Genomic DNA, 19,048 nt, shown 5'->3' with positions numbered 1-19,048 from the left:
CTCTAGCACATTCCAGGTGCGCCAATTCTCTTCAATTGTCACATTTTTGCTTCAAGTTAAGCAAAAATCAACAAATAAGTGTATTATATTGCCTGTCGGTTAAAAGCCGCACAAGCAATGGCGCTTTTTAGTGTGTTGACCCTGAATTAGCGCAAAAGCGACGACCAGTCTTTTTTTGCCTTAATACAACAAGTACGGATTTCTCACCATGTCTCTCAAACAAATTACCTCTCTGCCTACCTATAACCCTAACCGCGTGCTCGATGCCATCATCGACAAGCTGCAACTGAAAAACGACGCGGCCCTGTCGCGTGCGCTGGAAGTGGCACCACCGGTGATCAGCAAGATTCGTCATAACACCTTGCCGATCGGCGCCACGATTCTGATACGCATGCATGAAATCAGCGATTTCAGCATTCGCGAACTGCGCGAACTGATGGCTGCCTGAGTGTGGCCAGGCAGACGGCAAACTGAGAGCTGCCGTCTGGGTTGTAAACAGGCTTGCCGCGTGCGGCAGCCAGGATGGTGAATCCGCAATCAACTTTTATGCGTTGTCCTGGTGTCCTGGCGCAAGACCGGCCTGTCGACATAGAAACGCTTGACGTCCCCATCGGCAAACGATGCGGTGGACGTGGCGACCAGCGCCGCGCTGAGCGAGGCTGGTGCGCTGGAAAACGCCGTCACCGCCCCTGTAGCCCGTCCTGAATACGCTGCCTGCACCGTGCGGCCCGAGTAAGCGGCCGCCTGCACGGCGCGTCCCGAATACGCCGCTTGTACTGCCCGTCCCGAATAGGCAGCCTGCACCGCTCTTCCCGAATACGCTGTTTCAGCACGCACATAGGCCTCGCCGAAGGTTTGCTCGTACAACTGTTTCATGCGCTCGCCCACGCGCTGGTGCGCCGCTTCGTCGTCTTCGCCGCGCAGGCCGATATACGGAAAGTGGTGCAGGAAGTAGCCGAATACCTGTTCGCAGTCGGCCGCATATTTCAGGGTGTCAAGGATATGGTAGTGCCAGAAGGTATCGACATCCATCAGTGGTGCCGTTTCCTCTTCCGGGAATTGTTTCATCAGGATCAGGAAGCGGCGGTATTCGAATTCCACTGCATTGGCCTTTTCCAGGCTCCAGCCTTCGCCGGATTCCCGGTGCATCAGTTTGACTTTGATTGCGTCCAGGTTCAGATCGGCAATCGCCTTGAAATCGAGGTTCGTATCCATGAATATCCTTTAAGAGTGTCACCGGAAAAACTGCGCAAGGGGGTGGCGTGGGTGCTGGCTGGTCGCGTGGACTCCTGGAAAAGTCAGTTAAGAAACCATTAATATTGCATCGAATCGAACGCCGCGCAAGCATATGCCACCGCTGCGCCCGGCACGGCGACTTGCATCTTGATAGTGACCGCTGTTGTTTTACTGATGGGAGAAGTCTTGCATGCTGGCGTCCAGTGGCACGCTCACCTGGACGCTCATGCCCGCGCCGGGGCTGCTGTCGATCAGGCAAGTGCCGCCCAGCAGCTTGATGCGCTCCTCGATGCCGACCAGACCGAACGAGCCGTGCTTGTTGCGCCCGTCGGTGCCGGCGCCGACGCCGTTGTCGCTGACGGTGAGCCAGACGTTGCCGTGGTATTTCTCCAGCTTGATCTGCACCCTGCTGGCGCTGGCGTGCTGCGAAATATTGCTCAACGATTCCTGCAGGATGCGGAACAGGGCGGTGGCGCACTGGTCGCTGACGCTGATGTCTCCATGGCTTTCACTGACCTCGCAAGCGATGCCGGTGCGCGCACGGAACTGCGCCGCCTGCCATTCCACGGCGGCGTTGACGCCCAGGTCCAGCACGGTAGGGCGCAAGTCGTTGATGATCTGGCGCACGCTCTTGATGGTGGCGTCGATCTGGCGCAGGGTAGCGCGCGCCCGGGCATGCAAGCGCGGGTGCTGCTGCTGCGTGCGCGACGCCAGCATGTCGGCTTCGATGCGCAATACCAGCAGGTTTTGCCCCAGGTCATCGTGGATTTCACGCGCGATCCGTTTGCGTTCTTCTTCCTTGATATGGTCGGCGTGGGCCGCCAGGCGGCGCAGCTTCTGGTGCGATTGCTGCAGGCGCAATTGGCTGGCGCGCAATTCGTCGGTCATTGCGGTGGCCATCCGGATGGCGCGCAGGCGCGACGAGGCCAGCGTGTGGAGCACGGTGTACAACAGCATGCTGCCGGTAAAGCCCACCAGCAGCGCCAGCCAGGGCAGATACGTTTCGAATGGCGTGTACAGGTCGCTCTTGCGCACGCTGAACAGCGCTTGCCAGACACGGCCGTTATAGTCGATCAGCATCGTGCTGCTCAGGTATTTGCGCGAACCGCCCGGCTGCCACCACGGTAGCGGCCCGCCGGCCGCCGCGCTGTCGAACAGGGGGCGGGTGTCGTGCGCCAGCGGCTGCGGTTCGGTGGTCTGCGTGCCGATGTCGAACAGTGTCAGACGAACATTGCGCACCGGCATCGCGGCCAGCACGCCGTGCACCATCAGCGCCAGGTCGTAGCCTAGCCCCACCGAACCCTGGTAGGCGGCGCGGCGTTGCTGCACCGTGCCGACCGGCATGCCGTTGCGGTAGACCGGCAAGCGCATGGCCATGCCCTCCAGATGGGGGCGGCCGGGCATGGGGACTTGCAGGCCGGAATTGCTGACCTCTCCAGAGTCGCGCGATTGCAACAATACCCTGGCGACGGGCGGGCGCACGGCGATGTCATGGCCATATTTTTCCGGCGCGCTGCTGATCGGTTCGATATACACCAGGACGGAATACCAGTCGCGCGGCTCCGGCGGGTCGATGGCAAAAGCAGGGTAGCCGTCGCGCCCGGCAGGGTAGTCGCGCTGCATGGCCGCTTCGAAAGCCGCACGGCCGGCGTGGTCGAGCGCCTTGCAGTAGTTGAGGTTCATCACGCCGGGAAAGTTTTTTTGCAGGTCCAGATTGCTGACGTAGGCATGGAATTGCTCGCGAGTGACCTGGTCGCTGACGCGGAACAGGCTGGCCGCGCCGCGCAGCAAATCGCTGTAAGACTTGATGCGCATATCGATACTTTGCTTGGTGGAATGTGCCAGGCTGTCGAACAGCATGCGTGCATCGTGGTCGATCGACATGGCTGCTGCCATATGGAACAGCAGGCCGACGCACAGCGACAGTACGCAACTGAGCAGCCAGAGCGGCCTTTTTTCACATGTCAGCAGGCTCTCGCCATTGGCATCAGCAGCCATTGCAATCCGCATCAGAGGTGGAATCGGGTGGCGCTGCCTTCCGCGGTACGCCAGTGTCGAAACAATTGCAAATTACTTAATCTTCCCCATCATATATAAAAAGTCTCACGTTATGGCCGGTATGGAATATTTTTTCTCAACTAAACCACGCTTGGAACGAAAAAAAACCGCCGCAGCGGTTTTTTGGTCTGGTGCGCAGCAGGCAGCTTACTTCGTCGCTTGCCAGCTGTCTTTCAGCGTCACGATACGGTTGAACACCGGCTTGCCCGGCTGGCTGTCGACCCTGTCGGCCGCAAAATAGCCGTGGCGTTCGAACTGGAAGCGATCTTCCGGCTGGGCCAGTTCGGCGCCTGGTTCCAGCCACGCCTGCACTACTTCCTTGGCCAGCGGATTCAAGGCCAGCTTGAAATCCTTGCCGCCTGCGTCTGGCTGCGGATCGGTAAACAGGCGGTCGTACAAACGCACTTCGGCAGCGATTGCCGTCGGTGCGCTGACCCAGTGCATATTGCCCTTGACCTTGTAGGTGGAGCTGCCTTCGGTGCCCGATTTGCTGTCTTCAAAGTAGTTGCAATGCACGGCGATGACTTTGCCGTTTTCATCCTTGTCGTAGCCGGTGCACTCGATCACATAGCCGTAACGCAGGCGCACGCGGCTGCCCGGCTTGTCGTCGATCGGCGGATACAGGCGGAAGTAACCCTTGTTCGGCACTTCCATGAAGTCGTCTTCTTCGATCCACAGCTCGCGCGAGATCGGGAAGGTGCGCAGGCCACGCTCGGGGAAGTGTGGGTGCACGGGCGCCGTGCATTCCACGCTTGTGCCTTCAGGGAAATTGTCGATGATCAGTTTCAGCGGACGCAGCACGGCCACCGTGCGCGGCGCTTTCGGATCGAGGTCTTCGCGCAAACAGCCTTCGAGCACGCTGTAGTCGATCCAGCCGTCGGACTTGGTCACGCCCGTGCGTTCACACATCAATTGAATCGCTTCCGGCGTGTAGCCGCGGCGGCGCATGCCCACCAGGGTCGGCATGCGCGGGTCGTCCCAGCCGTCGACGATTTTTTCTTCCACCAGCTGGCGCAGCTTGCGCTTGCTGGTGACGATATACGTCAGGTTCAGGCGCGAGAATTCATACTGGTGCGGTACCGGGCGGGCGAAAAAGCCGCCTTTGGACAAGGTGTCGAGCAGCCAGTCGTAGAACGGGCGGTGATCCTGGAATTCCAGCGTGCAGATCGAATGGGTGATGTTTTCCAGCGCGTCCGAGATCGGATGCGTGTAGTCGTACATCGGATAAATGCACCAGGCGTCGCCCGTGCGGTGGTGGTGCGCATGGCGGATGCGGTAGATGGCCGGGTCGCGCAAGTTCATGTTCGGCGAGCTCATGGCGTCTTCGCTCACTTTCGCGCGCAGGATGTGCTCGCCATCCTTGAACTGGCCTGCCTTCATGGCGCGGAACAGCGCCAGCGATTCTTCGGCAGGGCGGTTGCGAAACGGCGAATTCTTGCCGGCCTGGCCGAAATTGCCGCGGTTGGCGGCCATGTCTTCGGCGCTCTGGCTGTCGACATAGGCAAAGCCGGCCGTGATCAGATACTCGGCCATGGCATACAACTGGTCGAAATAATCGCTGGCGTAGTGCAGGTGGCTCTGGCCATCGGCTTGTTTCGGTTCCCAGTCAAAGCCCAGCCATTTCACGCTGTCCATGATGGTGTCGACGTATTCCTGCTCTTCCTTGGCCGGGTTGGTGTCGTCGAAGCGCAGGTTGCACTGGCCGGCATAGTCGCGCGCCAGGCCAAAGTTGACGCAGATGGACTTGGCGTGGCCCACGTGCAGGTAGCCGTTCGGCTCGGGCGGAAAACGCGTGATCACCTGCGGCATGCCGGGACGCACGTGCGTGCCTGCAGACAGGTCGGCTTCGATGATGTTACGCAAAAAATTGGGCGCCAGCGCCGGTGCTGCAGTATTCGGTTTATCGTTGCTCATTGATCAATGCGGGTAGAGTGACAGTGAAGAGCATTTTACCGTACCGCCGCTTCTTTTTCCGGGGCAATTTTCAGCCGGAAAGCAGCGTGGCAGCGACGCGCAAGCCGTTCTATAGGATAATCGTACTTTAATTTGCAAAAAACGTGCCTCCGGAGCCTGCCATGGAAAATTTATACAACGTCCTCGGTGTCGCCCCCAATGCCAGCGATGACGAGATCAAGAAGGTTTACCGTTCGCTGGCGATGCGCTTCCACCCCGACCGCAACCAGGCGCCCGGCGCCGAAGCGCGCTTCAAGAGCGTGACCCGCGCATACGAAATTCTGGCTGATCCGGCCAAGCGCGCCGAATACGACCAGAGCGTCAACCACCGCATCATCATCGACCCGGAAGCGGAAGCCTATGCCTTGTGGAGCGGCGTGTTCCGCCTGCATGGCACCGTCCTGCCGGCAGACTGAAGCCGCCTGGCCGGCGACGGCTGGCGGCAATGACCCGAAAAACAACAACAACGGCGCCTCCACCCTGGCGCCGCGCAGCATATTGGAAAGCAGACAATGAGAAGAGTACACCCCGAATTCGCCTATCAGTCGCGTGAACTGGAAGGCCAGATCGAAGGCATCCTCGGCGATCCGCCGAATCGCAAGAACTATAAAAGCATGGTCGACGCACTGGTTGGCGAATACGCCAGCGGCGGTGGCATCGAAGACGTGAACATGCTGGCCTTCGCGCTGGTCGACCACATCACCTTCAGCGACCCGAAAGGCCTCTTGGCCGAAAGCGAAGACTACGAATTCGGCGACAACGCCAGCGTGTTTGCGATGGCCTCCTGCGCCGCGCCCGAGGCGGCGAAAATGTACGCCGCAATTGAAGAGAGCTTCCCGGACCTGGCGCGCCAGGCCATCATCACGGCCTTCCTGCACAAGAATCCGCGCCTGTGGGACGACGACGACCAGTCGCTCGACCAGCTGGCCGCCAATGACGACGGCGACGACGATCATGACGACGACCAGGCGACCGACGATTTCGCCCAGATGTTTGACCAGGATGGAGACGACCATGGCCGATAATGTTGAAAAAAATGCTGAACAAAAGAGCAATCTTCCCGCGCTGACGAAACAGGTTACCGAGCTGGTGCTGTCCGGTTCGCTGGGCCACGCCGAGCAGGCGTTTGCCGATGCGGCCGACCAGTATGGCGACCTTGCCGTGGTCGAAGTGCTGAACGCAATTCCACCGCAAGTAACCGCCCTGCACCTGGCTGGTTTCGACGGCGGCAAGATGTCGCTGGCGACCCTGCTGGTGCCGCCCAAGGCCTGGGCCGACAGCCTGGCCTTTATCGCCGCCACCTGGAGCGACGACCAGATCGAGGACGATCCCGAGCGCATCGCCGAGTCGCTGTTTGCGCATGTCCACGGCGTGGTGTTTTCCACCGATGATCTTGAGCGCCGCCGCGAACTGCTGCTGGAAGCCTCGGCCACTGACTGGGGTGCCACTGCGTTTGCCATCCTGTTCTCGATGGCACCTAAGGAAATCCTGGAAGTGGCGGGCGAGATCGTCATCAAGGGGCCGTACGTGACGGGCGTGACGTCGTCCGACAACGACGTCGTGCCGCTGGCGATCGAACTGGCGCAAGCCAACGAAGATGGCTGGGACCGCGCGCTGTTCGAACTGTTCCCCGAGTTTCGCCACAGTGCCGACCTGGCCGATGCCGAATATACGGACGACCCGGACGAAGAGCCGACGATGCTGCAGCGCAGTACCAAGGAACTGCTGTACCGCCTGCGCAAGCAAGTGCCGAGCACGCGCAGCGCGCCACGCGCCGGCGCGCGCCGCAGCCTGGGTACCGGCATCTTCTCGTGATGAACATCAGTAAAGCAAGGAATCATTGATGCTGCCAGCAATAGTTGTAGAGAACCTGCCGCGCCTGGTGCGCGCCATCAAGCTGCTGCCGGGTGACCCGCGCGACGACGCGGCCTTGAGCCTGGCCGATGAACTGACGGGTATCACGGCCATGGTGGCCGAGAAGTTCACCAACGAGCGCACGGCCGACGGTATCCAGAAGGCCCTGTACCTGACAGTGGGCTGCGTTTCGCTGGGCCTGGAAAACGCGCTGCACCTGGAAAATGACCAGGCCGCGCTCGACTTCCTGGTCGAGCATGGCGCCGAACATGCGTTCCAGGTGGGCTTTCGCCTGATCAAGGAATTGTCGCAGTTGCCCGAAGACGCGCTGGTGGGCGAGTACGACCAGGACCCGGTCTACCTGCAGCGGCGCCTGCGCGAGCTGTTCGTCGATATCTGCCAGGCCGACCCGAACCAGAACTGGTCCGGTGCCGAAAAATATGCGCTGCAACTGCAGCAGCGCAAGGAAGTGCAGGCCGTGGTGCGCCTGGCCAACTGGCTGCGCCGCCACCATGACCATGGCCCCGTCAGCGACAGCGATTTGAATGCCGAAGGCGTGATCGCGCTGGCCATCATCTTCGCCATCGAAGGCGGCGGGCGCATCATGGCGCGCACGGGCCAGAAAGAATTCGAGCGTTTCGTGCGCTCGGTGCGCAAGAACAAGCCGGACTTCGAAGAGGGCTGGGCGGCGCTGGTGGCCAAGGTGCCGGTGCAGCATCATCCGGTGCTGCTCGAGCGCATCGCCTCGTATCGCCGCAGCTGCACCGTGGTGCAAAAGATCCTCACGCGCGCCAGCATGAAAAGCCTGTTCGAGGACCTGGAAAATTATGCAGGGTCGGAGCTGGATGCGGATTATTCGTAATTGAAATCTGGGGTCAGACCCCCTCGCCCGTCAGCAATGAACTCTGCGTTTGCGGCCTTGAGGGACCAGGCGTCCCCGCCTGACCCCTACAGTTTTCATGCGCCGTCGTGTCAGGCCGGAAACCCCACCTTCTGCGGCCACAGATTATTAAAAGCGTGGATGCTCACCGCGCCATATAGTCCTGCCTTGGTAAACGGCTCGTTGGCCAGCCAGCTTTCGGCTGCCGCGCGGTCGGCGAAATCGATGGCCAGCAGGCTGCCGATCATGGTCGCGCCGTCGTCGCTGGTCAGGGGGCCGGCAAAGGCCATGCGTTCGGCCTGCAGGCCCAGGTAGGCCTTGTGTTCGGGCAGAGCTTTGGTGCGGATATGGCCGCTATCGGGCTTGTAGGTCAGGTGAAAAACAAAGATCATGCAATCGCTCCAGTCTGTATCTACTATCAGGGACTTCATTCTATGACAGAACACGACAGGCGAAAAGCGCTGCTGCGCTTGTCAGGACTGCTGGCGGCCGGCACCGCCCTGGTGCTGCCGCAGGCACGCGCGCATGACGGCCCGCTGAGCGAACACGCGGCCATCGTCCCGGCCAGCAAGGATACCCTGACCGTGGTCGGTCCATGGGAGCTGACAGGGCTGGAGCCATCGCGTGGCGGCTATATGTTCAGCCGCATGGAGGTGGTGCAGACCCTGCTCGACGCCGACGACCAGGGGCGTTTGCTGCCGGCGGTGGCCAGCGAGTGGGAAGTGTCGAACGACGGGCTGGAATGGCGCTTCTTTATCGAACAGGGCCGGCTGTTCCATGACGGCTCGCCTTTGATCGCCGGCACCGTGCTGGCGTCGCTCAGGCGCGCCCTTGCCGCGCCGGGCGTATTGCGCCTGGCCCGCATACGCAGCATGACGGTGTCGCGCGGCGCCATCGTGGTGCGCCTGGCGCAGCCGTATGCGCCGCTGCCGTATTTATTCACCCATTCGGGCACGCAGATCCTGGCGCCGTCGTCGTATGGCGCGGATGGCCGCGTGCTGCGCATCGTCGGCAGCGGTCCCTACAAAATCACCGCCATCTCGCTGCCGCAGCAATTCGACGTGGCGTTTTTTGCGCAGTGGCGCGGCGCGCCGCCGGCAGTGCGGCGCGCCCGCTATATCAGCGTGTCGCGCGCCGAAACGCGCACGCTGATGGTACAAAGCGGCCAGGCCGACCTTGCCTTCTCGCTGGACCCGCCCAGCATCCGCCGGCTGCAGGGCCGGCGCGAGGTGCAACTGGTAGCCGCGCCGCTGCCGCGCACCACGTTTTTGAAATTGAACGCCGGCCATCCGCTGCTGGCAGACGTGCGCGTGCGCCGCGCCATCAGCCTGGCGCTGGACCGGCCAGGCATTGCGCGCGCGCTGCTGCGCGACGATGACCTGGGCGCCAGCCAGCTGTTTCCGCCGGTGATGGCGCAATGGCACCAGCCGGCGCTGGCGCCATTGCGCGGCGACCCGGCGGCAGCGCGCGCGCTGCTGCGCCGGGCCGGTTTCTTGCCAGGCGCCGATGGCATCGTGCGGCGCGATGGCCGGCGCTTCGAGATCACCCTGACCACCTTTGTCGACCGTCCCGAGCTGCCCTTGATCGCCACCGCGGTGCAGGAAGAACTGCGTCAGGTCGGCATCGCCGTGAAAGTCGTGGTGGGAAATTCCAGCGATATTCCGGCCGGCCATCGCAGCGGCGCGCTGCAAATCGGCCTGGTGGCGCGCAATTTCGGTAGCCTGCCCGATCCGGTCGCCACCCTGGCCGACGATTACGGCATGCAGGGTGGCGACTGGGGCGCCATGGGCTGGCACAGCGCACCGTTGAGCGATGCGCTGGCGCGCCTGTCGAACGGCGGCGTGCTGGCTGGCAGTACCCAGGCCGTCAGGCTGCGCGCCGACGTGGCGCGTGAACTGCAGCAGGGCCTGCCCGTGATTCCCATCGTGTGGTACCGCCAGACCATGGCCGTCTCGCGCCGCGTGGCCGGCGCCAGCATCGACCCGTTCGAGCGCAGCTACCGTATTTCGGCATTGACCTGGAAAGCCACATGAAGACGATATTCAAAGCCCTGGTGCAGGCGCTGCTGGTGGCGCTGCTGGTCGGCACCCTGTGCTTTTTCATGACGCGCATGCTGCCCGGCGACACCGCCTATCGCATCGCCGCCGGCCGCTATGGCTACGAGATGGTCGATGCAGCCGCCGCGCAGGCCGTGCGTATCGAGCTGGGGCTGGACCGCGCGCCGCTGGCCGCGCTGGCCGACTGGTGGGGCAGGCTGCTGCGCTTCGACCTGGGCGTGTCGCTGGTCACGGCGCAACCGGTGTTTGAAGAAATCCGCATGCAGCTGGGCCAGACACTGCGCCTGTCGCTGATGGCGGTGCTGCTGTCGCTGCCGCTGGGGCCTTTGCCGGGCGTGCTGGCCGGCTTGCGTCCCGGCGGCTGGTTCGATCGTGTCAACCTGGCGCTGTCGGTGCTGCTGCGCGCCATGCCGCCGTTCGTGCTGGCGCTGTTGCTGGTGCTGGTGTTTGCAGTGCAGATGCGCTCGCTGCCGGCCGCCGGCCATGCCGATCAGGACAGCCTGCTGCTGCCGGCATTGACCCTGGCGCTGGGCCTGGCAGCCGTGTCGTCGCGGGTGGCGCGCGACGCCATGAAAGAGGTGCGCGGCTCCGCCTATTATGCGTTCGCCTTGAGCAAAGGCCTGCGTGCCGGCGACGCGCTGCTGCGCCATGGTGTGCGCAATGTCGCCACGCCGGTGGTGGCCTACACGGCCGTGCAATTGGTGTACCTGGTCGAAGGCGTGGTGCTGGTAGAGACCATTTTCGCCTGGCCCGGCATCGGCCACGCGCTGGTGCACGCCATCTTCGCGCGCGATGTCACCATGATCCAGGGCACGGCGCTGGTGCTGGGCTTGCTGTTCGTGCTGTTCAACTGCGTGGTCGACCTGGCCTGCGCGGCGCTCGATCCGCGCGCGCGGCAGGCATGAAGCGCGTCGGGACTGTGCTGCTGCTGGCGATCACCGGCTTTGCCTTGTTTGGCCCGGCGCTGGTCGGCATCGATCCGGCCAGCCAAATTCTTCCACGCTTCCTCGAAGCGCCCAGTCTGGCCCACCCATTGGGCCTCGATCACCTGGGCCGCAGCATGCTGGCGCGCCTGGCCCATGGCGCGCAACTGTCGCTGGCGATGGCGGTGGTGAGTGTATTGAGCGCGGCCGTGCCGGGCACCGTGCTGGGCGTGCTGGCGGCCTGGCGCGGCGGCTGGTTCGAGCGTGGCCTGAGCGCGCTGGCCGACGCGGTGCTGGCCTTGCCCGGGCTGTTGCTGGTGCTGCTGCTGGCCGCGTTTGCGCCGGGCCAGTTCTGGCCTTTGTATGTGGGTATTTCGCTGGCGCTGTGGGTCGAGTATTTTCGCGTCACGCGCAGCGCCAGCGCGCTGCTCCTTAGCGGGCCGCAGGTGGAAGCGTCACGCTTGCTGGGCTTTGGCCCGTTGTACATCGTGCGCCGCCACCTGGCGCCGGTGCTGCTGCCGCGCCTGGCCACCCTGATGCGCTTCGGGCTTGGCGGCGCGGTGCTGGCGATGGCGGCACTGGGTTTTATCGGCGTCGGCCTGCAGCCCCCCACGCCGGAACTGGGCGTGATGATGATCGAACTGCTGCCGTACTACAGCGAAGCGCCGTGGCTGGTGGGCGCGCCGGTGGCGCTGTTGTTTTTCACGATGCTGGGGTTGATGCTGATCGGGGACAGCCATGAGTGAGTTTCTCTTGGATGTATCGGATCTGCGCGTGTTTGACGCCGCCAGCGGCAAGGCGATTGTCGATGGCGTCAGCCTGCGCGTGGCGTCCGGCGGCGTGCTGACTCTGCTGGGCGAGAGCGGCTCGGGAAAATCGCTGCTGGCGCAAGCCATCATGGGCACGCTTGCCGGTGGGCTACGGGCCGAAGGCGCCCTTACCATCGATGGCCAGCACTTCGATGCGGCCGACCAGCATGCGCGCCAGCGCCTGTGGGGCAGGGCGGTGGCGCTGCTGCCGCAGGAACCGTGGCTGGCGCTGGATCCGACCATGCGCGTGCTCAATCAGGTCGCGGAAACCCATGAACTGGTGGCAGGCAAGAGCGCGGGCCAGGCGCGCCAGGCGGCGCTGCGCGACCTGCAGCAATTGGGCCTGCAGGATGCGGCGCACTTGTATCCGCACCAGATATCGGGCGGCATGGCGCAGCGCGTCGCCTTTCTGGCCACCCACGCAGCTGGTGCACGCCTGTTGATCGTTGACGAACCGACCAAGGGCCTCGACAGCGGCAAGCGCGGCGAGATGCTGTCCATGCTGCGCGCCGCGCAAGCAGACGGTATGGCGGTGCTGTGCATTACCCACGACGTCTGGCTGGCGCGCGCGCTCGGTGGCGAAGTCGCCGTGATGTTTGAGGGTGCCGTGATTGAGCAGGGGCGTGCCGGACAACTGCTGGCGCAGCCCGCGCATGCGTATGTGCGCGCGCTGCTGGCGGCCGATCCGGCGGCCTGGCCGCTACGGCCAGCGCTGCGCACACCGGGTGAGGTCGTCGCGCGCGTGGACAATGTCGGCAAATCGTTTGGCAAGCATTGCCTGTTTTCCGGCATCAGCCTTGAACTGCGCCGTGGCGAAATGGTGGCCATTACCGGCGAGAGCGGCGCCGGCAAGACGACCTTCGGCAATCTGCTGCTGGGACTGTTGCGGCCCGATGCGGGCACGGTCACGCGCGCGGCAGGCCTCCCGCGCACGGCATTTCAAAAGCTGTACCAGGATCCGGCGGCGGCCTTTGCCCCCACGCTGACATTGCGTACAGCGCTGGCCGATGTGCTGGCGCTGCATGGCTTGCAATGGGCTGCGTTAGCGCCTTTGCTGGCGCGCTTGCGGCTCGGGGAACATCTGCTGGACCGCCTGCCGTCACAGGTATCCGGTGGCGAACTGCAGCGCTTTGCGCTGGCGCGCGTGCTGCTGTTGAAACCGGCCCTGATTTTTGCCGACGAGCCGACCTCGCGACTCGACCCCATCACCCAGCAGGAGACCTTGAACCTGCTGCTGGAAGTGGCCGGCGACAGCGGCTGCGCGGTGCTGCTGGTAACGCACGACTGCGAGATTGCGCGGGCGGTGGCGCAGCGGCGGATTGAGCTGCAAAGCAGGTGAATGGTCACGAGTGCTTGTTTAACCCAACGGCGGAAAGCTGGGGTCAGACCCGCCGGGTCTGACCCCTGAATTTGCTTCTGTTGTGAAGATGAAGCTAACGTACGGCATCCACTCAAGGCACCACGCTCTCCATCGCCAGCAACGCCGCCCCCAAACACTTCCCATGCGCGTCCAAGGCCAGCGAGCGCGTCACGCCGCCGCCCAGTGCCTGCTGCATCACGAAGTTCAGCGCGCCCAGTTGCGGCAGTTCGTAGCGGGTGACGCTACCGTGAACCACGCCCTCGAAATGCTTGCGCACGCGCTCGGGCGTCACCTCGCGCAGCAGCAGTGCATAGTCTTTGCGGTGACAGGCGGTCAAGGACAGGTTCGAAATATCGCCGTTGTCGCCGGCGCGCGCATGCGCCAGTTCGCGCAGCGCGAGGGTTTTGGCAATCGTCATTCAATTCTCCCCGAAGTGGATGGTGGCTGTTACCAGCGTTTCGGCGAGCAGGGTAGCGCGCACGGCCACCACAGCGCTCGCCTGCTGGACCAGCGCGATGGTGCGCTGGCCGGCCCGCAAGCGCCGCGTGCAGCTGGTCGACCTGGCTGGTTGTGAACTGATCCACCGGGCGAAATCGACCAGCGTACGCCAGCATGTGGAACGCTTGATGCAAGGCGTGGCGGTACGCGACAGCGGCCTGGAAGTGGAACACCTGGCCACTGTCGCCGGGCTGATCGAGCATGGCCTGGGCAGTGGATCGAGTGCTTAAGTGCCGCCTTCCGGCGCGGCTGCCAGCGCCGCCGCTTTGGCCAGCTTGACGAACGCCGCCACCAGCGGCGAGGTCTCTTCCTCGCGCTGCGCCAGCAGCAAGCTGGTGGTCGCTTGCGGGTCGGCGATGGGCCGGTAGCACACGCCGTCCATGCGGATGCGATCAAACGAGGCTGGCAGCACCGAGATGCCGCAGCCGGCCGCCACCAGGCCGATAATGGTCGACGCTTCGCCTGCTTCCTGGACCACTTTCGGCACGAAACCGGCTGCCTTGCACAGTCTGAAAATATGCGGATGGATGCCGGTACCGGCATCCTTGGGGTACATCACGAAACCTTCGCCGGCCATGTTGGCAATTGCAATCGAGGACTTGGCCGCCAGCCGGTGCGCCACCGGCAGGACCAGCAACAGCGGGTCCTGGCGCAGTTCCGTCAGGCTGACATTGCCCGGATAGGCCGTCTCGGGCGGGCGCACGAAGCCGAGATCCATGGTGCGCGCGGAAATCGCTTCCAGCTGATGCAGGGTCGCCATCTCGTGCAGGGTCAAGGTCACGTGCGGGAACAGCTGCCGGTAGCGGTTGATGACGGTGGCGAAATACGGCGTGAACGGCGTTGAAAAAGTAAAGCCGATGCGCAGTTCGCCCGCTTCGCCGCGCTGGGCCCGGCGTGCCGTTACGCCAGCCTGTTCGGACAGCGCCAGGATGCGGCGCGCATCGTCCAGGAACAATCTGCCCGCTTGCGTCAGCCGCACCGAGCGCTTGTTGCGCTCGAACAGCTGCGCGCCCACGTCCGCTTCCAGCGCCTGGATCTGCTGGCTCAGTGGCGGCTGGCCGATATGCAGGCGTTCGGCCGCGCGCGTGAAGTGCAATTCTTCGGCAACGGCGACAAAGTAACGCAGGTGGCGCAGTTCCATAGTGGTTTCAGTAATCGTTTTAAAGTATGAGTTAGGCCTTGAATATATATTGGACGATATGAGTTGGCAAATCCTATCATGGAGGCTCCCTCTCTCCGGACACCGTCATGTCTGACTCATCGCTAGTTTTTTCCACCACGTCCACCATCGTTTGCCCTGCGCCACGCATGGCGATTGCCAAGGGCACGGCCGAATTCAGGCGCAGCAACCGCGCGCTGTTCTTCGGCGGCTTTTCCACTTTCAGCTTGCTGTACTGCATACAGCCGCTGTTTCCGCTGCTGTCGCAGCAGTTTCACCTGACGCCGGCGCAAAGCAGCTGGTCGCTGTCGGTATCGAGCGGCTTGCTGGCCATCTCGCTGCTGCTGCTGAGCGCCGTTTCGGACCGCGTCGGGCGCAAGCCGCTGATGGTGGCGTCGATGTTTTCTGCTGCCATATTGACTGTCTTGTCGGCGTTTGCGCAGGATTATGCGCAACTGCTGGCGATCCGTGCCGCGCTGGGGATCGCGCTGGGCGGCATGCCGGCCGTGGCCATGGCCTATCTGGGCGAGGAAATCGAAGGCCCGTCGCTGGGCCTGTCAATGGGCCTGTATATCGCCGGCAGCGCGTTTGGCGGCATGTCGGGGCGCTTGATCGCCTCGCTGCTGAGCGACTTTCTGTCGTGGCGCTGGGCGCTCGGTGTGTTGGGTGTGGCCGGCTTGCTGGCAGCGGCGGAGTTCTGGCGCAGCCTGCCGGCCTCGAAAAACTTCGTGCCCTCGACACGCGGCTGGCAGGCGCTGCCGCATGCCGTCAAACAGCATTTTTCGGACCAGGGCCTGCCTTGGCTGTTCTGCCTGGCGTTCCTGCTGATGGGCTGCTTTGTCAGCCTGTACAACTATATCGGCTACCGCCTGCTGGCCGCGCCGTTCGGCTTGCGCCAGAGTACGGTCGGCCTGCTGGCATTCCTGTACTTGATCGGGATTTTCAGCTCGGTATGGGCCGGCCGCCTGGTGGACCGCCTGGGCCGGCGCGGCGTGCTGTGGATTATGCTGTCAATCATGCTGACCGGTATCGTCCTGACCCTGTTCGATTATCTGCCGCTGATCGTGACCGGCATGGCACTGGCCACCTTCGGCTTCTTTGCCTCGCACTCGATTGCCAGCAGCTGGGTCAGCCGCCGCGCCCGCGCGCCGCAGGCGCTGGCCTCGGCGTTCTACCTGCTGTTCTACTACCTCGGGTCCAGCCTGCTCGGTTCGGCCTCGGGCATGATGTGGGGCTTCGACGGCTGGACCGGCGTGGTCGCCATGCTGAGCCTCTGCCTGGGCGGTGGCGTGCTGATTGCCATGAAGCTGCGCCAGCTGCAGTCGCTGGGCGCGCGCGTCGCGGCAGGCTGAAGCGCCTGGTGCTACATCTGCCGGAACAGGTGGGCGTACAGCGGACTGACGCGCAGCTGCGTCGGATGCTGGCGCAAAGTCAGTGACAGCTTGCCGGCCTCGTCGCGCACGGCGCTGGCAATCGCGCCGGCGTTGACGATGGTGCCGCGGTGGATTTGCCAGAATTGCTGCGGGTCCAGCTGCGGCAGCAATTCCTTCAGGCTGGTGCGTATCAGCGCTTCGCCGTCGCGGCACACCACGTTGATATATTTGTCCAGCGCCTCGAAGTAGACCACGTCGGCCAAAGGGATCATGCGTACGCTGTTGCCGACCGCCGCCCGTATCATTTGCAGGCGCGGCGCCGCTGGCGTCATCGCCTGTAACTGGGTCAGCAGGCGGGCCAGGTTGTCGTCGGCAGGCGCGGGCGCGGTGGCCGTGGCTGCCGGCTTTGCCGCCTGCAGCCGCTGCTGCAAACGCTCCACCGTCTTGCCCAGCCGCGCGTCGTTGACGGGTTTCAATACATAATCGGCGGCGGCCTGCTCGAAGGCAGCCAGCGCGTAGTCGTCATAGGCGGTGACGAACACGATCTGTGGAAACGGCGTGCCGTCTGGTCCGTCCTGCCACTGCTCGGCCAGTTCTTCGGCCGCTTCCAGGCCCGTCTTGCCCGGCATCTTGATATCCAAAAACAAGATATCGGGGCGCAGGGCCAGGCCTTGCAGCAAGGCTTCCACGCCATTGGCGCAGCTGGCGACGATCTCGAGCGCCGGCCACAGGCGGCGCAGGGCGTGGGCGAGGGCGGCCGCCAGTATCGGTTCGTCTTCGGCGATCAGGGCGCGGATGGGGGCAGAGGCGTGGGGTGAATCGGTCATGGTGTGGTGGTGGTCGTTGAGGGTTGAAATGGCAAGGTCAAACGGGCGGTCACGCCGCCGGCATCGTTGGGGTTCAAAGTCAGGCGGGCGCTGTCGCCATGCATGACCTGCAGCCGTTCGCGGATATTCGTCACGCCCAGCTGGGTACCCTTGGTCTGGCCCGGATGATCGAGGCCCAGGCCGTCATCCATCACTGTCAGGGTCAGCTGGCCGCCGTCAACGCTGGCCTGCACGGTGATATGGCCGCCTTCGATCTTCGGTTCCAGGCCGTGCTGGATGGCGTTTTCCACCAATGGCTGCAGTAGCATGGGCGGCAGGCGTGCGCTGCGCAAGTCGTCGGGCAGGTCCAGCGTGTAGTTCAGGCGTGCGCCCATGCGCACGACCATCAGGCCCAGGTAGGCTTGCATCAGCTTGAATTCCTGTTCCAGGGTGGTCGCCTCCATGCGCGAGGAACTGAGGGTGGCGCGCAGGTACTGGATCAGCTGGTCGAGCAGCAGCTGGGCGCGGTCCGGGTCAAAGCTGATCAGGCCCTGCAGGTTGGCCAGGGTGTTGAACAGCATATGCGGTTCGATCTGCGCCTGCAGCAGCTGCAGCTGTGCCTGCATGGCCTGGCGCGCCACCGATTCGGCGCGCGCTTTTTCTTGCGCAGCTTCTGTTTGAAGGCGCGTAATCCTTTCCCGGCTGCTAAAGAACAGGAAGGCCGCACTTGCCGCCGCCAGCGTGAAAACCGTCATGCCGACATTGCGCGGCGACATGGCGATGGGCGCGGGAACGTCGATATTTGCCAGCCAGCCAAACATCATGGTGCCTGTCACTTGTGCCACGATGCCGCTGACGATGATCACGGCAATGAAGGGCAGCAATGGTGCACGCCGCTGTTCACCCCACCATGCCAGACGGATGCCGTCGATCAGCAGAAAGGCGATGCCGCCGATGCACATCGACGCAAGCAAGTTGAGCAAGAAGCTTTGTCCACCACTCAACACGTAAGTGACGAAGAGCGCGCACAGGACGTTGAGCAGCAGCGCATAGCGCGCATCGGCCAGCAGTCGCTGGTAGGGAAAGCCCTGCTTGCGGGGGACGGTGTCGATGGTGGGCATGCGAAGCTTTCTGGTTGGCTGTACGGCAATTGTCGGTGCACACGGTGAGCCGCGCAAGGGGGCTGCGACGAAACGGGCCGTACATGGCGCCAAACGCACCAGGCCGTCCTCCTTTACAAGCCGGCTGTTGCACGCGATGATGGCTGGATCATCATCACGAGGACATATTATGTGGCCCTACCCACGCACTGTGGCGCACCGCGGCGGCGGCACGCTGGCGCCTGAAAACACGATTGCCGCCCTGCGCTGCGGCCTGGCTTATGGCTACCGCGCGGTTGAATTCGACGTCATGCTGGCAAAAGACGGCGTACCGGTCGTGGTGCACGACGTGGACCTGGGCCGCACGGTGGCCGGCAGCGGCGCGATTCCCGACTACACGGCGGCGCAGCTGGCGGCAATGGATGCGGGCAGCTGGTTTGGCCCGCAGTTTGCAGGTGAAGGCGTGCCGACGTTCGAGGCAGTGGTCGCTTATTGCAAGCAGCAGGGCATCTGGATGAATATCGAAATCAAGCCGGCGCCGGGCTTCGAGGTAGAGACGGGTGAGGTGGTGGCGCGGCTGACGCGCCAGTATTTTGCCGCTGGTGGATCGTTGCCCTTGCTGTCGTCGTTCAGCACCGCTGCGCTGGAAGCGGCCCGCGCGGCGGCGCCGGAACTGGCGCGCGGCTGGCTGGTTGACGAACTGCCAGATGACTGGCTGGCGCAGGCGAGAACGCTGGGCGTGGTGGCCATGCATTGCGATCACAATATACTGACACGGCAGCAGGTGCAGGCGGTCAAGGCAGAGGGATACGGGGTATTTTGCTATACCGTCAATACGGTGGAGCGGGCGGATGAGTTGCTGGGGTGGGGCGTGGATGGGTTTTGTACGGACAGGATAGATGCCATTGAATATATGGAAGACGCAACAGAAATCCGGGGTCAGACCCGTCGGGTCTGACCCCAGTCCTTGCGTTTTGGGCTT

19 protein-coding genes and 1 pseudogene are annotated in these 19,048 nt (G+C 63.4%); 12 read left to right on the top strand and 8 right to left on the bottom strand.

Annotated elements, in window-relative coordinates:
* Positions 1 to 208 precede the first annotated feature (208 nt).
* On the top strand, positions 209 to 448 hold the full coding sequence (locus ACQ4WM_RS11780) for a hypothetical protein (protein ID WP_029496207.1): 240 nt from the start codon (positions 209 to 211) through the stop codon (positions 446 to 448).
* Between the two features lie 89 nt (positions 449 to 537).
* Here ACQ4WM_RS11780 and ACQ4WM_RS11775 read toward each other — a convergent pair whose 3' ends face one another.
* The 3 genes from ACQ4WM_RS11775 to ACQ4WM_RS11765 all read right to left on the bottom strand — a co-directional run bounded on the left by ACQ4WM_RS11775 (position 538) and on the right by ACQ4WM_RS11765 (position 5,208).
* Complete coding sequence (locus tag ACQ4WM_RS11775) at positions 538 to 1,215, bottom strand: glycine-rich domain-containing protein (RefSeq protein WP_436546855.1); 678 nt, start codon at positions 1,213 to 1,215, stop codon at positions 538 to 540.
* A 189-nt stretch (positions 1,216 to 1,404) separates the two neighbouring features.
* Positions 1,405 to 3,234 (bottom strand): CHASE domain-containing protein, encoded by a 1,830-nt coding sequence (locus tag ACQ4WM_RS11770; RefSeq protein WP_436546854.1) that lies wholly within the window; start codon positions 3,232 to 3,234, stop codon positions 1,405 to 1,407.
* Between the two features lie 207 nt (positions 3,235 to 3,441).
* Entirely contained in the window at positions 3,442 to 5,208 is a 1,767-nt protein-coding gene (locus tag ACQ4WM_RS11765) for a glutamine--tRNA ligase/YqeY domain fusion protein (protein ID WP_436546853.1), read from the bottom strand.
* A 161-nt stretch (positions 5,209 to 5,369) separates the two neighbouring features.
* Between ACQ4WM_RS11765 and ACQ4WM_RS11760 the strand changes: the two genes are divergently transcribed.
* The 4 genes from ACQ4WM_RS11760 to ACQ4WM_RS11745 all read left to right on the top strand — a co-directional run bounded on the left by ACQ4WM_RS11760 (position 5,370) and on the right by ACQ4WM_RS11745 (position 7,963).
* Positions 5,370 to 5,663, top strand: a complete 294-nt coding sequence (locus ACQ4WM_RS11760) for a DnaJ domain-containing protein (RefSeq protein WP_436546852.1) — start codon at positions 5,370 to 5,372, stop codon at positions 5,661 to 5,663.
* 96 nt (positions 5,664 to 5,759) lie between these two features.
* A complete protein-coding gene (locus ACQ4WM_RS11755) occupies positions 5,760 to 6,272 on the top strand; it encodes a hypothetical protein (RefSeq protein ID WP_436546851.1) in 513 nt (170 codons plus the stop codon).
* Positions 6,262 to 7,062 (top strand): hypothetical protein, encoded by an 801-nt coding sequence (locus ACQ4WM_RS11750; protein ID WP_436546850.1) that lies wholly within the window; start codon positions 6,262 to 6,264, stop codon positions 7,060 to 7,062. The genes ACQ4WM_RS11755 and ACQ4WM_RS11750 overlap by 11 nt, the downstream gene beginning before the upstream one ends.
* Positions 7,063 to 7,090: 28 nt before the next feature.
* Positions 7,091 to 7,963 (top strand): DUF6178 family protein, encoded by an 873-nt coding sequence (locus ACQ4WM_RS11745; RefSeq protein ID WP_436546849.1) that lies wholly within the window; start codon positions 7,091 to 7,093, stop codon positions 7,961 to 7,963.
* A 110-nt stretch (positions 7,964 to 8,073) separates the two neighbouring features.
* Here the strand turns inward: ACQ4WM_RS11745 and ACQ4WM_RS11740 are convergent, their stop codons facing one another.
* On the bottom strand, positions 8,074 to 8,373 hold the full coding sequence (locus ACQ4WM_RS11740) for a YciI family protein (RefSeq protein WP_436546848.1): 300 nt from the start codon (positions 8,371 to 8,373) through the stop codon (positions 8,074 to 8,076).
* Between the two features lie 42 nt (positions 8,374 to 8,415).
* Between ACQ4WM_RS11740 and ACQ4WM_RS11735 the strand changes: the two genes are divergently transcribed.
* From ACQ4WM_RS11735 to ACQ4WM_RS11720, 4 genes are read left to right on the top strand one after another with little or no spacing between them, the layout of a single operon-like run.
* Positions 8,416 to 10,014: an ABC transporter substrate-binding protein gene (locus tag ACQ4WM_RS11735; RefSeq protein WP_436546847.1), complete on the top strand. Its 1,599-nt coding sequence runs from the start codon at positions 8,416 to 8,418 to the stop codon at positions 10,012 to 10,014.
* Positions 10,011 to 10,943, top strand: coding sequence for an ABC transporter permease (locus ACQ4WM_RS11730; protein WP_436546846.1), 933 nt, complete (start codon positions 10,011 to 10,013; stop codon positions 10,941 to 10,943). Before ACQ4WM_RS11735 ends, ACQ4WM_RS11730 begins: the two co-directional genes overlap by 4 nt.
* The gene (locus ACQ4WM_RS11725) at positions 10,940 to 11,707 is read left to right on the top strand and encodes an ABC transporter permease (RefSeq protein WP_436546845.1); all 768 of its coding nucleotides are present in this window, start codon (positions 10,940 to 10,942) and stop codon (positions 11,705 to 11,707) included. The genes ACQ4WM_RS11730 and ACQ4WM_RS11725 overlap by 4 nt, the downstream gene beginning before the upstream one ends.
* Complete coding sequence (locus tag ACQ4WM_RS11720; RefSeq protein WP_436546844.1) at positions 11,700 to 13,109, top strand: ABC transporter ATP-binding protein; 1,410 nt, start codon at positions 11,700 to 11,702, stop codon at positions 13,107 to 13,109. Before ACQ4WM_RS11725 ends, ACQ4WM_RS11720 begins: the two co-directional genes overlap by 8 nt.
* A 112-nt stretch (positions 13,110 to 13,221) precedes the next feature.
* Here the strand turns inward: ACQ4WM_RS11720 and ACQ4WM_RS11715 are convergent, their stop codons facing one another.
* Positions 13,222 to 13,548 (bottom strand): AtuA-related protein, encoded by a 327-nt coding sequence (locus tag ACQ4WM_RS11715; RefSeq protein ID WP_436546843.1) that lies wholly within the window; start codon positions 13,546 to 13,548, stop codon positions 13,222 to 13,224.
* A 112-nt stretch (positions 13,549 to 13,660) separates the two neighbouring features.
* Between ACQ4WM_RS11715 and ACQ4WM_RS11710 the strand changes: the two are divergent.
* A pseudogene (locus ACQ4WM_RS11710) lies at positions 13,661 to 13,840 on the top strand (LysR family transcriptional regulator); the annotation flags it as partial.
* Between the two features lie 14 nt (positions 13,841 to 13,854).
* Here ACQ4WM_RS11710 and ACQ4WM_RS11705 read toward each other — a convergent pair.
* Positions 13,855 to 14,769, bottom strand: coding sequence for a LysR substrate-binding domain-containing protein (locus ACQ4WM_RS11705; protein WP_436546842.1), 915 nt, complete (start codon positions 14,767 to 14,769; stop codon positions 13,855 to 13,857).
* Between the two features lie 107 nt (positions 14,770 to 14,876).
* Between ACQ4WM_RS11705 and ACQ4WM_RS11700 the strand changes: the two genes are divergently transcribed.
* The gene (locus ACQ4WM_RS11700; RefSeq protein ID WP_436546841.1) at positions 14,877 to 16,139 is read left to right on the top strand and encodes an MFS transporter; all 1,263 of its coding nucleotides are present in this window, start codon (positions 14,877 to 14,879) and stop codon (positions 16,137 to 16,139) included.
* Positions 16,140 to 16,150: 11 nt separating this feature from the next.
* Here ACQ4WM_RS11700 and ACQ4WM_RS11695 read toward each other — a convergent pair whose 3' ends face one another.
* Complete coding sequence (locus tag ACQ4WM_RS11695) at positions 16,151 to 16,987, bottom strand: LytR/AlgR family response regulator transcription factor (RefSeq protein WP_436546840.1); 837 nt, start codon at positions 16,985 to 16,987, stop codon at positions 16,151 to 16,153.
* Positions 16,984 to 18,087 (bottom strand): sensor histidine kinase, encoded by a 1,104-nt coding sequence (locus ACQ4WM_RS11690; protein ID WP_436546839.1) that lies wholly within the window; start codon positions 18,085 to 18,087, stop codon positions 16,984 to 16,986. Before ACQ4WM_RS11690 ends, ACQ4WM_RS11695 begins: the two co-directional genes overlap by 4 nt.
* A 169-nt stretch (positions 18,088 to 18,256) precedes the next feature.
* Here ACQ4WM_RS11690 and ugpQ point away from each other — a divergent pair, with 169 nt between their 5' ends.
* The gene (ugpQ, locus tag ACQ4WM_RS11685; RefSeq protein WP_436546838.1) at positions 18,257 to 19,024 is read left to right on the top strand and encodes a glycerophosphodiester phosphodiesterase; all 768 of its coding nucleotides are present in this window, start codon (positions 18,257 to 18,259) and stop codon (positions 19,022 to 19,024) included.
* The last annotated feature ends 24 nt before the right edge of the window (positions 19,025 to 19,048 follow it).

The organism is Janthinobacterium longum (genome assembly GCF_051380735.1).
Taxonomy (GTDB): Bacteria; Pseudomonadota; Gammaproteobacteria; order Burkholderiales; family Burkholderiaceae_D; genus Janthinobacterium.
The sequence above is the reverse complement of the archived record's forward strand: the minus strand, read 5'-3'. Positions and strand labels throughout refer to the sequence as shown.

What these genes read in the sequence shown, in the direction of transcription:
- ACQ4WM_RS11780 (WP_029496207.1), top strand. Translation starts at nt 209, where the DNA reads ATGTCTCTCAAACAAATTACCTCTCTGCCTACCTATAACCCTAACCGC.
- ACQ4WM_RS11775 (WP_436546855.1), bottom strand. Translation starts at nt 1,215, where the DNA reads ATGGATACGAACCTCGATTTCAAGGCGATTGCCGATCTGAACCTGGAC.
- ACQ4WM_RS11770 (WP_436546854.1), bottom strand. Translation starts at nt 3,234, where the DNA reads ATGGCTGCTGATGCCAATGGCGAGAGCCTGCTGACATGTGAAAAAAGG.
- ACQ4WM_RS11765 (WP_436546853.1), bottom strand. Translation starts at nt 5,208, where the DNA reads ATGAGCAACGATAAACCGAATACTGCAGCACCGGCGCTGGCGCCCAAT.
- ACQ4WM_RS11760 (WP_436546852.1), top strand. Translation starts at nt 5,370, where the DNA reads ATGGAAAATTTATACAACGTCCTCGGTGTCGCCCCCAATGCCAGCGAT.
- ACQ4WM_RS11755 (WP_436546851.1), top strand. Translation starts at nt 5,760, where the DNA reads ATGAGAAGAGTACACCCCGAATTCGCCTATCAGTCGCGTGAACTGGAA.
- ACQ4WM_RS11750 (WP_436546850.1), top strand. Translation starts at nt 6,262, where the DNA reads ATGGCCGATAATGTTGAAAAAAATGCTGAACAAAAGAGCAATCTTCCC.
- ACQ4WM_RS11745 (WP_436546849.1), top strand. Translation starts at nt 7,091, where the DNA reads ATGCTGCCAGCAATAGTTGTAGAGAACCTGCCGCGCCTGGTGCGCGCC.
- ACQ4WM_RS11740 (WP_436546848.1), bottom strand. Translation starts at nt 8,373, where the DNA reads ATGATCTTTGTTTTTCACCTGACCTACAAGCCCGATAGCGGCCATATC.
- ACQ4WM_RS11735 (WP_436546847.1), top strand. Translation starts at nt 8,416, where the DNA reads ATGACAGAACACGACAGGCGAAAAGCGCTGCTGCGCTTGTCAGGACTG.
- ACQ4WM_RS11730 (WP_436546846.1), top strand. Translation starts at nt 10,011, where the DNA reads ATGAAGACGATATTCAAAGCCCTGGTGCAGGCGCTGCTGGTGGCGCTG.
- ACQ4WM_RS11725 (WP_436546845.1), top strand. Translation starts at nt 10,940, where the DNA reads ATGAAGCGCGTCGGGACTGTGCTGCTGCTGGCGATCACCGGCTTTGCC.
- ACQ4WM_RS11720 (WP_436546844.1), top strand. Translation starts at nt 11,700, where the DNA reads ATGAGTGAGTTTCTCTTGGATGTATCGGATCTGCGCGTGTTTGACGCC.
- ACQ4WM_RS11715 (WP_436546843.1), bottom strand. Translation starts at nt 13,548, where the DNA reads ATGACGATTGCCAAAACCCTCGCGCTGCGCGAACTGGCGCATGCGCGC.
- ACQ4WM_RS11705 (WP_436546842.1), bottom strand. Translation starts at nt 14,769, where the DNA reads ATGGAACTGCGCCACCTGCGTTACTTTGTCGCCGTTGCCGAAGAATTG.
- ACQ4WM_RS11700 (WP_436546841.1), top strand. Translation starts at nt 14,877, where the DNA reads ATGTCTGACTCATCGCTAGTTTTTTCCACCACGTCCACCATCGTTTGC.
- ACQ4WM_RS11695 (WP_436546840.1), bottom strand. Translation starts at nt 16,987, where the DNA reads ATGACCGATTCACCCCACGCCTCTGCCCCCATCCGCGCCCTGATCGCC.
- ACQ4WM_RS11690 (WP_436546839.1), bottom strand. Translation starts at nt 18,087, where the DNA reads ATGCCCACCATCGACACCGTCCCCCGCAAGCAGGGCTTTCCCTACCAG.
- ugpQ (WP_436546838.1), top strand. Translation starts at nt 18,257, where the DNA reads ATGTGGCCCTACCCACGCACTGTGGCGCACCGCGGCGGCGGCACGCTG.